Raw genomic sequence first — 14,443 nt, forward strand, 5'->3', positions numbered from 1 at the left:
CATGGCTTTCGACGCTGAAGCGATCCGCGCTGAGTTTCCGATCCTGGCGCGCCAGGTGAACGGCAAGCCACTTGTCTATCTCGACAGCGCCGCCTCGGCCCAGAAGCCTCGCGCCGTGATCGACGCCATGGTCCACGCCATGGAGCACTCCTATTCCAACGTCCACCGTGGGCTCCACACGTTGGCCAATGAAACGACAGAAGCCTATGAAAAGGCCCGCCAAAGCGCCGCCGACTTCATCCACGCAGACCTGGCCGAGATCGTCTTCACCAAGGGTGGGACGGAAGCCATCAACCTTGTGGCTTCGGGCATTGGCGCGAGCCTGAAGGCCGGCGACGAAGTCCTGCTCACGGAGATGGAGCACCATGCCAATATCGTGCCGTGGCACTTCCTGCGTGAACGCCAGGGCGTGGTTCTCAAGTTCATTCCGGTCCTGGACGACGGCCAGCTGGACTTGGCCGCCATCCCCGACCTGCTGAGCACCAAGACCCGGGTCGTGGCCCTGACCCACATGTCCAACGTCCTGGGCACAGTGAACCCTGTGGCTGAGATCATCGCCATGGCGCACGACGCCGGCGCCCTGGTGCTGCTGGACGGTTGCCAGGCCGTCGTCCACCAGCCCATCGACGTGAAGGCCCTGGACGTCGACTTCTACGTCTTCTCCGGCCACAAGCTCTATGGCCCCACCGGCATTGGCATCCTCTATGGCAAGGCCGAGCGCCTCGCCGCCCTGCGTCCCTACCAAGGCGGGGGCGAGATGATCGCCTCGGTCGCCTTGGACGAGATCAGCTACGCCGACCCGCCGCACCGGTTCGAGGCCGGCACGCCGCCGATTCTGGAGGCCATCGGCCTGGGGGCGGCCATCGACTGGTTCGTCAAACTGGATCGCGCCGCCATCGCCGACCACGAACACAAACTCTATGCCCGCGTCCGTGAAGGCCTGGCCGGCGCCAACTGGCTGAAGGTGATCGGCGAGGCGCCGGGCAAGGGCGCGATCCTGTCCTTCACCATCGACGGGGCGCACGCCCACGACGTCGCCCAAATCCTCGATCGCTACGGTGTCGCGGTGCGGGCCGGAACCCACTGCGCCGAACCCCTGATGCGGCGCTTTGGCGTCACCTCGAGCGCCCGGGCCTCCTTCGCCCTATATAATACGGAAGGGGAGGTCGACGCCTTTGTCGACGCCCTCAACCGTACCCAAGCCTTTTTCGCGTAGAGCCTGACCTCATGGACGACGCCACTCCCGTCTCGACCGCGCCGATCAGCCAGCATGAGCTGGACGTGATCACCGACCAGCTGATCGAGCAGCTGAAGACGGTGTTCGATCCGGAAATCCCGGTCGACATCTATGAGCTCGGCCTCATCTACAAGGTCGACGTCTCCGACAATAAGGACGTGGCCATCGACATGACGCTGACGGCTCCGGGCTGCCCGGTGGCCGGCGAAATGCCGGGCTGGGTGGAGGACGCGGTCAGGCAAATTCCCGGCATCGGCCAGGTGAAGGTGGATCTCGTCTTTGACCCGCCGTGGGATCCCTCGCGGATGTCCGACGAGGCGAAGCTTTCATTGAACATGTTCTGACCCATATAGATGGCATGGCCGACCTCAACCTGACCCCCGCCGCCCCCCGTGTCCGCCGCCCGCGGCCAAAGGTCGTCTCCCTGACCGACGCCGCGGCGGAACGCGTGCGTGAAATCATGGGCCGCGCCGAGGTCCCCTATGCGGGCCTGCGCGTTGGGGTGAAGAACGGCGGCTGCGCCGGGTCCGAATACATCATCGAATATGCCGAGGCCGCCGCGCCCCTGGACGAGGTGGTGGAGGACAAGGGGGTCACCATCCTCATCGATCCCAAGGCGGTGCTGTTCCTGATCGGCACCGAGATCGACTACGAAAAGACCAAGCTCTCGGCCAAGTTCACGTTCCGCAACCCGAACCAGACCGACGCCTGTGGCTGCGGTGAGAGCGTGACGATCGAACCGAGCAAGGCGCTGGACGCCTGAGCCCGCCGTCCGGTCCATAGGTGTTGTCTATCGATCATATCAGAACAATCGATTTTACCAATCCATATGAATGGGCTCTCTAGGCGCATCGCACGTGATCGCCGCGCCGCATCCCGGCCGGCCATCCGACAAGCGCCAGGGAGACAGAGATGGAAAAGGTCGAAGACAACGCCCAGGGCCAGTGCCCTATGGGCCACGGGGGCAGCCGCCGCGCCAACCGCGACTGGTGGCCCCAGAACCTCCGCCTGGAGGGCCTGAACCAGCACTCGCCGCGGTCCAATCCCCTGGGCGAGACCTTCGACTACGCGAAGGAGTTCGAGAGCCTCGACCTCGATGCGGTGATCGCCGACCTGCGCGCCCTGATGACCGACTCGCAGGAGTGGTGGCCGGCGGACTTCGGCCACTATGGCGGCCTGTTCATTCGGCTGGCCTGGCACAGCGCCGGCACCTATCGCGTCACCGACGGCCGGGGCGGCGCGGGTGGGGGGCAGCAGCGCTTCGCCCCCCTGAACAGCTGGCCCGACAACGCAAACCTCGACAAGGCGCGCCGCCTGCTGTGGCCGATCAAGCAGAAGTACGGGGCCAAGATCTCCTGGGCCGACCTCTATGTCCTGGTGGGTAACGTCGCCCTTGAGTCCATGGGCTTCAAGACCTTCGGATTCGGCGGCGGGCGCGCCGACACCTGGGAGCCGGAAGAGCTGTTCTGGGGGCCTGAGGGCTCCTGGCTGGGGGATGAGCGCTACAGCGGCGAACGCCAGCTGCACACCGCCCTGGGCGCGGTGCAGATGGGCCTGATCTACGTCAATCCTGAGGGCCCCGGCGGCAATCCCGATCCGGTGGCCTCGGCCCGGGATATCCGCGACACCTTCGCCCGCATGGCCATGGACGACGAGGAGACCGTCGCCCTGATCGCCGGCGGCCACACCTTCGGCAAGACCCACGGCGCGGGCGATCCGTCCCTCCTGGGCCCGGAGCCCGAAGGCGGCGCGATCGAGGACCAGGGCCTTGGCTGGCGCAGCAGGCACGGGACGGGCTTCGGCGCCGACACCATCACCGGCGGGCCGGAAGTCACCTGGAGCCAGACACCGACGAAGTGGAGCAACCACTTCTTCGACAACCTCTTCAAGTTCGAGTGGGAGCTGACCAAGAGCCCGGCGGGCGCCCTGCAGTGGCAGGCCAAGAACGCGCCGGCCGATATTCCCGACGCCCACGATCCGGCCAAGCGGCATGTGCCCACCATGCTGACCTCGGATCTCGCCCTTCGGTTCGACCCGGAATACGAGAAGATCTCGCGGCGCTTCCACGCCAATCCGGACCAGTTCGCCGACGCCTTCGCACGGGCCTGGTTCAAGCTGACCCACCGGGACATGGGGCCGATCGGCCGCTATCTGGGCCCGCTCGTGCCCCGCGAGACCCTGATCTGGCAGGACCCGATCCCCGCCGTCGATCATCCGCTGATCGACGCCACCGACATCTTGGGGCTGAAGGCCAGAATCCTCGCCTCGGGCCTGTCGGTCTCGCAGCTGGTCTCGGCGGCCTGGGCCTCGGCCTCCACCTTCCGAGGGTCCGACAAGCGGGGCGGCGCCAATGGAGCCCGGGTCCGCCTGGCGCCGCAGAAGGACTGGGAGGTCAACGACCCGGCCAGCCTGGCCCAGGTGCTGTCGAGCCTGGAAGCCATCCAGGCCGACTTCAACGCCCAGGCGGTGGGCGGCAAGAAGGTCTCCCTGGCCGACCTGATCGTCCTGGCGGGCGGCGCGGCGGTAGAAAAGGCCGCCAGGGACGCCGGCACGCAGGTGGACGTACCCTTCACCCCCGGGCGAATGGATGCGTCAGCCGACCAGACCGACGCCGACTCCTTCGCCCCGCTCGAGCCGACCTCGGACGGCTTCCGCAACTACCGCCGCGGCGAGCAGTTCATGGCGCCTGAGGAAGCCTTGGTGGACCGCGCGCAGCTGCTTCGGCTCAGCACGCCGGAAATGACGGTGCTGGTGGGCGGCCTGCGGGTGCTGGGCGCAAATGCGGCTGGCTCTACGGCCGGTGTCTTCACCGACCGCCCGGGCCAGCTCACCACGGACTTCTTCGTCAACCTGCTGGACATGGGTGTGGAATGGGAGGCCGCGGGTTCTGACAACGCCTTCCAGGGCCGGGACCGTAGGACCAAGGCTCCCAAGTGGACGGCCACCCGCGTGGATCTGATCTTAGGCTCCCATGCGGAGCTGCGGGCCCAGGCGGAGGTCTATGCTTGCTCTGACTCTCAGACCAAGTTCGTCCGCGACTTTGTGGCGGCCTGGACCAAGGTCATGAACGCCGACCGCCTCGACCTGCACTGAGGTTCGGCTTGCGGCGGCGCCTGGACGGGCGCCGCCGCTTGACGACCCGTGCGGCCGCCTCTATCGGCAATGTCACGGTCCGCAGTTCACCGAGGCGTCGCCGCCCGCGAGGGTTTGCTAAACCTGCTCCAGACTTCATCGACTGACACATCTCACCGTGCCAGATCGGAAGGGCGATCACCGTTCATCCCCGGCACGCGAGGGATAGATCATGTCGAGAACCGTCATTCCGCTGCAGACGCAGGACGTCTCCAGCTTCGCCAAGGCTCTGCGCGCCCAGTTGATGGCCCGCGCCGCGCCGCCCAGCCACCTCGAACTGCTGAATATGCTGGCCCGCGCCGTGGGCCGCCGCAATTTTCAGGATCTGAGGGCGCAAATGGATGAGACCGCTCCGCCACTGGCGTCCATGCCCAAGGAAACCGCTGACCTGGCCGTCGTGGAGAGGGTCGCGCGCTGCTTCGGTCCCGAGGGACGCCTGACCCGCTGGCCCGCCAAACGCGGCGACCAGATCCTGGCCCTGTGGGTGCTGTGGTCCAAGCTGCCCGCTCGCGAGGACGCCACCGAAAAGCAGATCAGCGATCAGCTCAAGACCCTGCACGACTTCGGCGACCACGCCCTGCTGCGGCGCGAACTGATCGAACTGGGTCTCTTCTCCCGCACCCCCGACTGCCGCGCCTACCGCCGCATCGAACAGGCTCCGCCGGCGACGGCCGCGGCGCTGATCAGTCGGGTCCGGACCGCCTAGAGCATTTTCCGATAAGTGTGAAACGGTTATCGGATCGAAAAATGCTCTAACTTTTTCAAAGGGCTCTAGCGGCCGGTGAAGGCCGCCGGGCGCTTCTGAAGGAAGGCCAGGACCCCCTCGCGGGAGTCCTCGGTCCGGCCTGCGTGCTTCTGGGCGACGCGTTCGGCGTGGAGCTGATCGGACCACTCGGCGTCGAGGCTGTCCCAGACCAGCTTGCGGATGGAGCCGAGCGCCCAAGGGCCGGTGGCCAGGGCCGTGGCGAGCTCCATGGCCGTGGCCAGCAGGGCGTCATCGGGGACGCAGCGGTTGATCAGGCCCCAGTCGAGGGCGGTCTTGGCCGGCAGGCGCTCGCCCAGCAGGGCCATCTCCATGGCGCGCGCCTTGCCGATCAGGCGCGGCAGCAGGTAGGTCGAGCCTCCGTCCGGCACCAGGCCGATGCGGCGGAAGGCTTGCAGGAAGTAGGCGCTCTCCGCGGCCACGATGATGTCGCCCATCAGGGCCAGCGAGCAGCCCACCCCGGCGGCCACGCCGTTCACCGCCGTGACGATGGGGACCGGATAGTCGCGCAGGCCCTTCATGAAGGGGTTGTAGACGCTCTCCAGGGCCGCCCCGGCGTCGGGGCCCTCAGGATCGGGAGCCGGCGCCTGCGGGCCGCCACGCCCCGAGAGGTTGGCGCCGGAACAGAACCCGCGGCCCTCGCCGGTGAGCACCACGCAGCGGACCCCCGAACCCTCCTTGGCGAAGGCGTCGAAGACCTGCTGCAACTCGTCCATCAGGTCGAGGCCCGCGGCGTTCAGGGTCGCGGGATCGGCCATGGTGATCAGGCCGATGCCGTCCTGCACGGACGTCTTGAGCTTCGTATAGGCCATGGTTTCCTCCCGGACGGCGTTGCGCGCGATCTAAGGGAGGAGACCCTGGCGTCAGCCTAGGGGAAAAGCGCCGTCGGTCGGCCTAGGCGGCGGCGGCGATGGTCTCGGCCCGGCTGACCCGGTTGCGGCCACTGCGCTTTGAGGCGTAGAGGGCCCGGTCCGCGCGTTCCATGAAGTTGTGGGCGCTCTCGTGGGGCATGCGTTCGGCGAGGCCCGCCGAGACGGTGATGGTGCCCAGGTCCTCGTTGGTGGACCGGCGTTTCAGCATGCGCGAGGACACCTCTTCGCGAATCTCCTCCAGGGTCGCGATGGCGATGTCGCCGCCTTCGCGCGGGAAAATCAGGGCGAACTCCTCGCCGCCGTAACGGGCGGCGAAGCGGGGCGGGGCCCCACGGCCGCCGATGACGCTGGCCACATAGCGGATGACCTGGTCGCCGGTCTGGTGACCCCAGGTGTCGTTGAAGTTCTTGAAATGGTCGATATCGATGACGGCGAGCGCCAGGGTCTCACCCTTGGCGTCGGCCTCGGCGCAGGCGCGCTCCAACTCTTCATCGAAGGCCTTGCGATTGGCCAGGTTGGTCAGGCCGTCGGTGGTGGCGTCGCGGCGCACCTGCTCCAAGTGTTCGCGCAGCCGGGCGACCTCGGCGGTGGAGTCGCTGAGGCGCTTCTCCAGCGACTTGTTTTCCTTCTGGACGCGCTTGGTGGCGACGGCGAGGGTGTCGATCATCGACTTGACCTCGGTGGCGTCGTCGCGTTCGCTCAGGCTCTTGGACGCGGTGGCCAGCGTCTGTCCGTAGGCGACGCTGGACTTCTGGGCGGTCTCGATGGCCTGGGAGACGTTGGCCAGTTCCTTGGTCAGGGCGTCGCCGGCGTCACGGATCTGCTCGTTGAGGCGGGCCTTGGGCAGGTACACCGCCGCCAGCTCGTCGCTCAGAGTGTCGGTAAAGGCCTCGCCGGTGGATATGATGCGGGTGATTTCCCGAGCCAGGTCGCCGTCAGGGTCACCGACGCAGTGGGTCCAGAGCTCGAAATTGACCGCGGTCGGCCAGATCTGGTGCTGTTCCATCGCCGACAGCGCCTTGCGGGCCAGGATATAGGCGTCCGGTCCACGCAGCTTGACTTCGATCCCAGCGCTCATGGCGGTCATCCCCGATCTTCAGCCCGCGCACGCCCCCCCGGCGCTGCGTTCCAATCTTAGGCATGGACCATATTCGACATAGCCAAACGAGCGGTTAAAACGCCGCCGTTATTCGAAACTCGTGTCGGCTAGTCGTCACTCGGCGGGCGGGTGGGCGCGACTTTCAGGAAGGCCGGCATGTCGTTTCCAAAGCCGACAACCCGGTCGCCGTCGTCACGGTCCTCGCGGCGGGGACGATCGCGATCCCGCTCGCGGGACGGCCGGGCCTCGGAGGACGCCGAGGCGCGCGGGCGGTCTTCACGCTCGCGGCGGGGACGCTCGGTGCGTTCCGGCGCGACTTCCGCGCGCGGGGCGCGGTCGGGGCGATCCGAGCGGGCGGGCCGCTCACTGCGCTCGCCACGCGGTTCGCCTTGCGGCCGGGCTTCGCGCTCGGGACGGGCCGGACGCGCTTCACGCTCGGATCGGGGTTCGCGCTCAGTCCGGGCTTCGGCGGGTTGGGCCGCGGGCTCGACGGGCGCGGCTTCGGCTTCGGGATTGGCCCGGCCACGGTTGCGGCCACGGGCGCGGGGCGCGCGTTCAGCCTTGGCCTCCTCGGCCACGGCCACGGGGGCGGGCTTGGGCGTTCGCACCGCATCCGGGTCGGCGACGAAGGGTTCGAGGGAGGCCACCTCGCCGTGCGGCGCCCGGGGACGCTCCCGGTCACGATCACGGTCGCCACGGCCCGACGAGCGTTCGCCGCCCCGGCCGCGGTCACGGCCGCCGCTGCGGCTGTCGCTGCGCTTCTCGTCCTTGATGGAGGCGAAGTCGACGCCCTCCAGCACGATCTCTTCCGGCGCCTTGCCGATCAGCTTCAGCACCTTGTCGATGTTCTTCGCGTCGGCCGGCGTGACGATCATATAGGTCTTGCCGAGTTTGCCGGCCCGGCCGGTGCGGCCGATGCGGTGCACATAGTCGTCGGCGTGGTGCGGCACGTCGTAGTTGAAGACGTGGCTGACGTCCGGCACGTCCAGGCCGCGCGCGGCGACGTCGGAGGCGCAGAGCAGTTTCAGCTCACCTTTGCGGAAAGCTTCCAAGGTGCGCATACGGGTCGCCTGGTCCAGGTCGCCATGGATCGGCGCGGCGTCGAAGCCGTGCGTCTTCAGGGACTTGGCGACGATATCGACCTCGGACTTGCGGTTGCAGAAGACGATGCCGTTACGCACGTCGTCGGCGCCGATCAGCATGCGCAGGGCGGTGCGCTTGGCCTTGGCGTCGGCGGTCGGCAGGCGGACCACGTACTGGGTGATGGTGTCGGCGGTCGTCGCCGGGCGCGTCGCCTCGATCCGCACGGGATCATTGAGGAACTGCTTGGTCAGCCGGGTGATTTCCGGCGGCATGGTGGCCGAGAAGAACAGCGTCTGCTTCTTGGCCGGGGTCAGCTTGAAGATGCGCTCGATGTCGGGGATGAAGCCCATGTCGAGCATGCGGTCGGCCTCGTCGACCACCAGGATCTGCACCCCGGTCATCAACAGCTTGCCGCGTTCGAAATGGTCCAGCAGGCGGCCCGGCGTGGCGATCAGGACGTCGACGCCCCGGTCCAGCTTGGCTTCCTGGTCGCCGAACGAGACGCCGCCGATCAGCAAGGCCCAGGAAAGCTTCTGCTTCTGGCCCTTGGCGTATTTCTCGAAGGACAGCGAAACCTGGTCGGCCAGTTCGCGGGTGGGGGCGATGACCAGGGCGCGCGGCATGCGCGCCTTGGACCGGCCGGCGGCCAGTCGATCGATCATCGGGAGGGTGAAGGCGGCGGTCTTGCCCGTGCCGGTCTGGGCGATCCCCAGGACGTCGCGGCCTTGGAGGGCGACGGGGATGGCCTCGGCCTGGATCGGCGTGGCGGTGGTGTAGCCGGTGTCGGCCACGGCCTGGAGCGTAGCGGGCGATAGGCCCAGTTCAGAAAATTCGGTCATCAGTTGCAATGTGGGCGGGAACGCGCCCGAAAAGGAGGCATGCGAAACCCGGGCGGCGCGGACGGCGATCGTTGCGCGCGGCGGAAGATAGGGGCTACCGCCTTCAAGTCAACGCGTTCCGCGCCTTGTGGTTCAGCTAGGGCCGTTTCGTCCGCCTCAGGTCCAGTCCAGATCCGCGGCCGCGAACTCGGCGTTCTCCTGGATGAAGCGGAAGCGCAGCTCCGGCTTGCGGCCCATCAACGCCTCCACCAGGTCCTCCACGGCCTCCTCGGAGCGGGGCAGGGTGACCCGGGCCAGAATCCGCTTCTTGGGATCCATGGTGGTTTCCTTCAGCTGGGCCGGCATCATTTCGCCCAGGCCCTTGAACCGGCCGATCTCGGGTTTCTTGCCCTTGAACTCGGTGGCCATCAGTTCCTCGCGGTGGGCGTCGTCGCGGGCATAGATGGTCTTGCCGCCATGGCTCATCCGGTACAGCGGAGGCAGGGCCAGGTACAGCCGGCCCGAGCGGATCATGTCGGGCATGGTGCGATAGAAGAAGGTGATCAGCAGGCTGGCGATGTGGGCGCCGTCAACGTCGGCGTCGGTCATGATGACCACGCGCTCGTAGCGCAGGTCCTCTTCCTTGAACCGCGAGCCGGCCTGGACGCCGAGCGCCAGCATCAGGTCCGACAGCTCCTTGTTGGCGCCCATCTTGTCCAGGGTGGCCGAGGCGACGTTCAGGATCTTGCCGCGCAGCGGCAGGATGGCCTGGGTGCGACGGTCGCGGGCCTGCTTGGCCGAGCCGCCGGCGCTGTCGCCCTCGACCAGGAAGATCTCGGCGCCGTCGATGGCGTTGGCCGAGCAGTCCGCCAGCTTGCCCGGCAGCCGCAGCTTGCGGGTGGCCGAGGCCCGCGCGACGTCCTTGTCGCGTCGGCGCTTCAGTCGTTCCTCAGCCCGCTCGACCACGAACTCCAGCAAGGCGCTGGCGGCCTTCGGCTGGGCGGTCAGCCAGTGGTCGAAGGGATCGCGCAGGGCGTTCTCCACCAGGCGCTGGGCGTCGGTGGAAGACAGCCGCTCCTTGGTCTGCCCCTGGAACTCCGGATTGGAGACGAAGACGCTGACCATGGCGCCGGCCTGGGAGACCACGTCATCGGCGGTGATGATCCCGCCGCGCTTCTCCCCGGTGAGTTCGGCATAGGCCTTCAGGCCACGGGTCAGGGCCGCGCGCAGGCCCGCCTCGTGGGTGCCGCCCTCCGGGGTCGGCACGGTGTTGCAGTAGGACTGCATGAAGCTGTCGGCCTCGCCGAACCCGGCCGGGGTCCAGGTCACCGCCCACTCGACCTTGCCGGCCTCGCCCTTGCGCTCATAGCGTCCGGCGAAGGGCTCGGGGGTGACGGTCTCGACGCCCTTGACCCGCTCAGCCAGGAAATCGGCCAGCCCGTTGGGGAAGCGGAAGGTCGCCTCGGCCGGCGTCTGATCCTGGATGCGCGACGGATCGCATTTCCAGCGAATCTCGACCCCGGCGAACAGATAGGCCTTGGACCGGGCCATGCGGTAGAGGCGCGCGGGCTTGAACGCCACGCCGTCGCCGAAGATCACCGGATCTGGCGCGAAGCTGATGGAGGTGCCGTGCTTCTTGGTGGCGCCCAGCTTTTCGATGCCGCCGATCGCCTTGCCGCGGGTGAAGGCCTGGCGCCATTCGAACCCGTCCTTGAAGGCCGTGACCTCGACGCGCTCCGACAGGGCGTTGACCACCGAGATGCCGACGCCGTGCAGGCCGCCGGAGGTCTCATAGGCCTTGCCGGAGAATTTCCCGCCCGAGTGCAGGACGGTCATGATCACTTCCAGGGCCGACTTGCCCGGATGCTTGGGGTGCGGGTCCACGGGAATGCCGCGGCCGTCGTCCTTCACCGTCAGCGTGCCGTCGGCGTCGAGGATCACCTCGATGATCTTGGCGTGGCCGGCGACGGCCTCGTCCATGGAGTTGTCCAGCACCTCGGCGAACAGGTGGTGCAGGGCGCGCTCGTCGGTGCCGCCGATGTACATGCCAGGGCGCTTGCGGACGGGCTCCAGACCCTCGAGCACCTCGATGTCCTTGGCCGAATAGCCGCCGGTGATCGCCGGATCGGGGCGCGGCTCATGGCTCTCGGCCAACGGCGCGGCCGGGGCGGGATTGAGCGCGTCGTCGAAGAGGGAAGCCTGGGGAACGGGCTTAGTGGACATGGTTCGGAAACTGGATCGATTCGATGGGGCATCGGTATGAATCGCCCCACCGGCTAAAGCAATGGACGCGCCGCGTTGACGCACCAAGCCTGGGGACAAGCTGATGACGAGCCAACAGGCGCCTTTGCGCATCGGCGTCCTCGGCGCGGCCAAGATCGCGCCCAGCGCCATGATCCTGCCGGCCAAGGCGACGGGGGTCGCCACCGTGGTGGCCGTCGCCGCCCGAGATTCGGCCCGGGCGCGCGCCTTTGCCGAGTTGTACGGCGTTCCCGAGGTGTCGGAGACCTATGAGGACCTGATCGCCCGGCCCGACATCGATGCGGTCTACAACGCCCTGACGCCCTCGCGGCACGCCGACCTCTCCATCGCCGCGCTCCAGGCGGGCAAGCATGTGCTGTGCGAGAAACCCTTTGCGATGAACGCCGGCGAGGCTCGCGCCATGGTCGCGGCGGCGCAGGCGAGCGGCCGGGTGCTGATGGAGGCCTTCCACTATCGCTACCACCCACTGTTCGCCCGGGTGCTGGAAATCATCGGCTCCGGCGAGCTGGGAGAGGTGCGCGACCTGGCCGCCCTGTTCCAGACCAACCTCGTCGATGACGGAACCGAGATCCGTTACGAGCGCGACCTGGGCGGCGGCTCGCTGATGGATATCGGAACCTACCCCCTGCACTGGGTGCGAACGGCGGCATGGGCCGAGCCAACCGTGGTGCGGGCGCGCGGCGTCTTTGGTCGCGGCGGTGTTGATCATTCGACGCAAGCCGAACTCCTGTTTCCGGGCGGCGCCACCGCCAGGATCAGCGGCTCGATGGTGGAAGAGACCCCGATGGCCAGCCTTGAGGTCACAGGGACCCTGGGCTCCCTGAAGGCGATCAATCCGCTGGCGCCGCAGATGGGCCACCTGTTGGAGGTGAGAATCGCTGGGGCCGAACCGCGCCGTGAGACCTTCAGCCGTGAGCCGACCTATGACTTCCAGCTCCGCGCCTTCGTCGACGCCGTGCGCGGCGGTCCTGCGCCCCTGACGTCCGGCAGGGACTCCATCGCCCAGATGGTGCTGCTCGACGCGGTCAGCGCGGCGAGTCGCCTCTAGGTTCGGCCCGCACAAGGGCCGCCGTACGGCTCAGCCAGTCCACCGGATCGGCGGCGTGATAGGGGTGCTCGGCGGGTTCGATGTTGTCGAGGAAGCCGCGATAGATCGCCGCCTGACGGGCCGCCGCGATGGGCGCCAGCAGGGTCAGCGCCCGGGCCGGATCGGAACCGGGAACAGCTTCGCGCCAGTGGGCGAGCCAGACCGCCCGTACGGCCTCAAGCGAGTCGGCGGGCACGCGGTCCAGGAAGGCCGAGCTGTCCAGCAGGGGATGACCCACCCCGCTGTCGCCCCAGTCCATCAACGCCAGATGCTCACCATCGCCCCGCAGGTTGCCGGGATGGAAGTCGCCGTGCACCAGGGTGTCGGGCAGGCCGCAGGCCGCCAGGTCGGCGAAACGGCGCGGCAGGTCGGCGATGAAGGCGGTGAGCGCCCCGCGGTTCTTGGTGGAGAGCTCCGGCGCCGTGCGCTCAAAGACTTCGGTGATGGCGGCGGTCAGGGCCGGGCCGCGCCAGTCGGGCAGGCCGAGAGCGAACAGCGCCGCCTCGCGGCCGATCCACTTGGCCTGGATGCCCACCAGCAGGTCCACCATGCCGAAGAGCTGATCCGTCTCGGCTTCGAACAGGTCCGCGCCCGGCAGTTCGGCCATCAGGAAGCGGCCATCGCCATGGCCGAGCAAGGTCGGGACCGCCTCGCCCGCCAGGGCTTCGATCAGCGGCGCCTCGTGGGCGAAGAAGGGCGGGATGGCCTTCAGCCAGACCGTCTGTCCCTGCACCGGGATGGCCCACAGACTGGACAGGTTCCAGGTCCGCACCTGCCGCGGCGGACCGGCGGGCGTCAGCCCCTTCTCGGCGAGGATGGTGTTGGCCCAGGCGAGGTCGGCGGCGGGTCCGCCGAGCTTGGCGTAGCTGTTGCGCAGGGGTTGGTCGTCCAACTCACCATCCCACGGCTCGGCGGCGGCGACCGGCTCGGAGACTTCGGCGAGATAGGTGACCTTCACCGACTTCGGATTGGGTGCGATCTCCAGCACCCGCAGGACGATCACCTCGACCCCGTGGGCCTCGCGCACGGTCGCGATCACCGGGGCGACGTCCTGCCACCACGGCGTGGCGACGGGCAGGGCGGGGAGGGCGCCGACTAGGGCGCCGTCCGGGGTGACGAGGACGACGCGCGCGAAGCGGGGCGGCTTCACGCCTCGGGGGTGTCGCGGAAATAGGGCTCCACCGGACCCTGCAGCTTGACCGTCATGGCGTTGCCCTTGCGGTCGACCGTGGCGCCGACCGACAGTCGCACCCAGCCCTCGCTGACGCAGTACTCATCGACATTGGTCTTCTCGACGCCCTTGAAGCGCACGCCGACGCCGCGCTCGAGGCAGGCGGCGTCGTAATAGGGACTGTTGGGGCTGATCGCGAGGCGGTCGGGAGGCGTGTCGGACATGTCTGGGCCTTGAGGAACGGTTGGGCCTTGCGGCCCTTGGCCGGGTGATAGCCGCATCGCGCCCAAAGCAAAAGGGCCGGAGATCGCTCTCCGGCCCTTCGCTCAAGTCCAGCGCGGAGCGCTGACTAGCACTTGTAGTACATCTCGAACTCGACCGGGTGCGGGTGGAGGGCGAGGCGCATGACCTCTTCCATCTTCAGCTCGATATAGGCGTCGATGAACTCGTCGGTCATCACGCCGCCGGCCTTCAGGAAGCCGCGGTCCTTGTCGAGGTTTTCCAGGGCTTCCTTCAGGGAGCCGCAGACTTCCGGGACCTTCTTCTGCTCACGCGGCGGCAGGTCGTAGAGGTTCTTGTCCTGCGGCGCGCCCGGGTCGATCTGGTTCACGATGCCGTCGATGCCGGCCATCAGCAGGGCGGTGAAGGTCAGGTAGGGGTTGCCCATGGGGTCGGGGAAGCGGGCTTCCAGACGCTTGCCCTTGGGGCTGTCCACGTGCGGGATGCGGATGGAGGCCGAGCGGTTGCGGGCCGAATAGGCCAGCTTCACCGGGGCTTCGTAACCGGGCACCAGACGCTTGTAGCTGTTGGTGGTGGAGTTGGAGAAGGCGTTGATGGCCTTGGCGTGCTTGATGATGCCGCCGATGTAGTACAGCGCCATCTCGGACAGGTCGGCATAGCCGTTGCCCGCGAACATCGG

Annotated in this window: 12 protein-coding genes and 1 pseudogene; 6 read left to right on the top strand and 7 right to left on the bottom strand. The window is 67.9% G+C overall.

All coding sequences use genetic code 11. The annotated features are described in order from the left end of the window. Position 1 precedes the first annotated feature (1 nt). From Q8N10_RS11015 to Q8N10_RS11035, 5 genes are all read left to right on the top strand, one after another. Positions 2-1,216 (top strand): cysteine desulfurase, encoded by a 1,215-nt coding sequence (locus Q8N10_RS11015; RefSeq protein WP_304780009.1) that lies wholly within the window; start codon positions 2-4, stop codon positions 1,214-1,216. Positions 1,217-1,227: 11 nt separating this feature from the next. Next, entirely contained in the window at positions 1,228-1,581 is a 354-nt protein-coding gene (locus Q8N10_RS11020; protein WP_304780012.1) for an SUF system Fe-S cluster assembly protein, read from the top strand. Between the two features lie 14 nt (positions 1,582-1,595). Continuing rightward, complete coding sequence (locus Q8N10_RS11025) at positions 1,596-2,000, top strand: iron-sulfur cluster assembly accessory protein (RefSeq protein WP_304780014.1); 405 nt, start codon at positions 1,596-1,598, stop codon at positions 1,998-2,000. A 149-nt stretch (positions 2,001-2,149) separates the two neighbouring features. Next, positions 2,150-4,330 (top strand): catalase/peroxidase HPI, encoded by a 2,181-nt coding sequence (gene katG, locus Q8N10_RS11030; RefSeq protein ID WP_304780017.1) that lies wholly within the window; start codon positions 2,150-2,152, stop codon positions 4,328-4,330. A 211-nt stretch (positions 4,331-4,541) separates the two neighbouring features. Continuing rightward, a complete protein-coding gene (locus Q8N10_RS11035) occupies positions 4,542-5,075 on the top strand; it encodes a DUF2087 domain-containing protein (RefSeq protein ID WP_304780020.1) in 534 nt (177 codons plus the stop codon). Between the two features lie 65 nt (positions 5,076-5,140). On the opposite strand, the gene Q8N10_RS11040 is transcribed toward Q8N10_RS11035, so the two are convergent. The 4 genes from Q8N10_RS11040 to parE all read right to left on the bottom strand — a co-directional run bounded on the left by Q8N10_RS11040 (position 5,141) and on the right by parE (position 11,227). Then, entirely contained in the window at positions 5,141-5,944 is an 804-nt protein-coding gene (locus tag Q8N10_RS11040) for an enoyl-CoA hydratase/isomerase (RefSeq protein ID WP_304780023.1), read from the bottom strand. 82 nt (positions 5,945-6,026) lie between these two features. Next, entirely contained in the window at positions 6,027-7,082 is a 1,056-nt protein-coding gene (locus Q8N10_RS11045; RefSeq protein WP_304780026.1) for a GGDEF domain-containing protein, read from the bottom strand. Positions 7,083-7,210: 128 nt separating this feature from the next. Continuing rightward, on the bottom strand, positions 7,211-9,025 hold the full coding sequence (locus Q8N10_RS11050) for a DEAD/DEAH box helicase (RefSeq protein ID WP_304780029.1): 1,815 nt from the start codon (positions 9,023-9,025) through the stop codon (positions 7,211-7,213). Positions 9,026-9,181: 156 nt separating this feature from the next. Next, positions 9,182-11,227: a DNA topoisomerase IV subunit B gene (parE, locus tag Q8N10_RS11055; RefSeq protein WP_304780031.1), complete on the bottom strand. Its 2,046-nt coding sequence runs from the start codon at positions 11,225-11,227 to the stop codon at positions 9,182-9,184. Positions 11,228-11,330: 103 nt separating this feature from the next. Here parE and Q8N10_RS11060 point away from each other — a divergent pair, with 103 nt between their 5' ends. After that, on the top strand, positions 11,331-12,314 hold the full coding sequence (locus Q8N10_RS11060) for a Gfo/Idh/MocA family protein (protein WP_304780035.1): 984 nt from the start codon (positions 11,331-11,333) through the stop codon (positions 12,312-12,314). Here Q8N10_RS11060 and Q8N10_RS11065 read toward each other — a convergent pair. The 3 genes and pseudogenes from Q8N10_RS11065 to glnA form a co-directional block, all read right to left on the bottom strand. Next, on the bottom strand, positions 12,292-13,503 hold the full coding sequence (locus tag Q8N10_RS11065) for a phosphotransferase family protein (protein WP_304780038.1): 1,212 nt from the start codon (positions 13,501-13,503) through the stop codon (positions 12,292-12,294). The two genes, Q8N10_RS11060 and Q8N10_RS11065, sit on opposite strands and share 23 nt — an antisense overlap. Next, the gene (locus Q8N10_RS11070) at positions 13,500-13,748 is read right to left on the bottom strand and encodes a DUF3297 family protein (RefSeq protein WP_215340273.1); all 249 of its coding nucleotides are present in this window, start codon (positions 13,746-13,748) and stop codon (positions 13,500-13,502) included. Before Q8N10_RS11070 ends, Q8N10_RS11065 begins: the two co-directional genes overlap by 4 nt. Positions 13,749-13,873: 125 nt before the next feature. Continuing rightward, positions 13,874-14,443, bottom strand: a pseudogene (glnA, locus tag Q8N10_RS11075) (glutamine synthetase); the annotation flags it as partial.

It is taken from the genome of Phenylobacterium sp., assembly GCF_030693625.1.
Taxonomy (GTDB): domain Bacteria; phylum Pseudomonadota; class Alphaproteobacteria; order Caulobacterales; family Caulobacteraceae; genus Phenylobacterium; species Phenylobacterium ferrooxidans.

Bases quoted from the DNA above. Each gene is read 5' to 3' on its own strand.
- parE (WP_304780031.1), bottom strand. From the start codon at position 11,227: ATGTCCACTAAGCCCGTTCCCCAGGCTTCCCTCTTCGACGACGCGCTC.
- Q8N10_RS11025 (WP_304780014.1), top strand. From the start codon at position 1,596: ATGGCCGACCTCAACCTGACCCCCGCCGCCCCCCGTGTCCGCCGCCCG.
- Q8N10_RS11060 (WP_304780035.1), top strand. From the start codon at position 11,331: ATGACGAGCCAACAGGCGCCTTTGCGCATCGGCGTCCTCGGCGCGGCC.
- Q8N10_RS11040 (WP_304780023.1), bottom strand. From the start codon at position 5,944: ATGGCCTATACGAAGCTCAAGACGTCCGTGCAGGACGGCATCGGCCTG.
- Q8N10_RS11070 (WP_215340273.1), bottom strand. From the start codon at position 13,748: ATGTCCGACACGCCTCCCGACCGCCTCGCGATCAGCCCCAACAGTCCC.
- Q8N10_RS11020 (WP_304780012.1), top strand. From the start codon at position 1,228: ATGGACGACGCCACTCCCGTCTCGACCGCGCCGATCAGCCAGCATGAG.
- Q8N10_RS11015 (WP_304780009.1), top strand. From the start codon at position 2: ATGGCTTTCGACGCTGAAGCGATCCGCGCTGAGTTTCCGATCCTGGCG.
- Q8N10_RS11050 (WP_304780029.1), bottom strand. From the start codon at position 9,025: ATGACCGAATTTTCTGAACTGGGCCTATCGCCCGCTACGCTCCAGGCC.
- katG (WP_304780017.1), top strand. From the start codon at position 2,150: ATGGAAAAGGTCGAAGACAACGCCCAGGGCCAGTGCCCTATGGGCCAC.
- Q8N10_RS11035 (WP_304780020.1), top strand. From the start codon at position 4,542: ATGTCGAGAACCGTCATTCCGCTGCAGACGCAGGACGTCTCCAGCTTC.
- Q8N10_RS11045 (WP_304780026.1), bottom strand. From the start codon at position 7,082: ATGAGCGCTGGGATCGAAGTCAAGCTGCGTGGACCGGACGCCTATATC.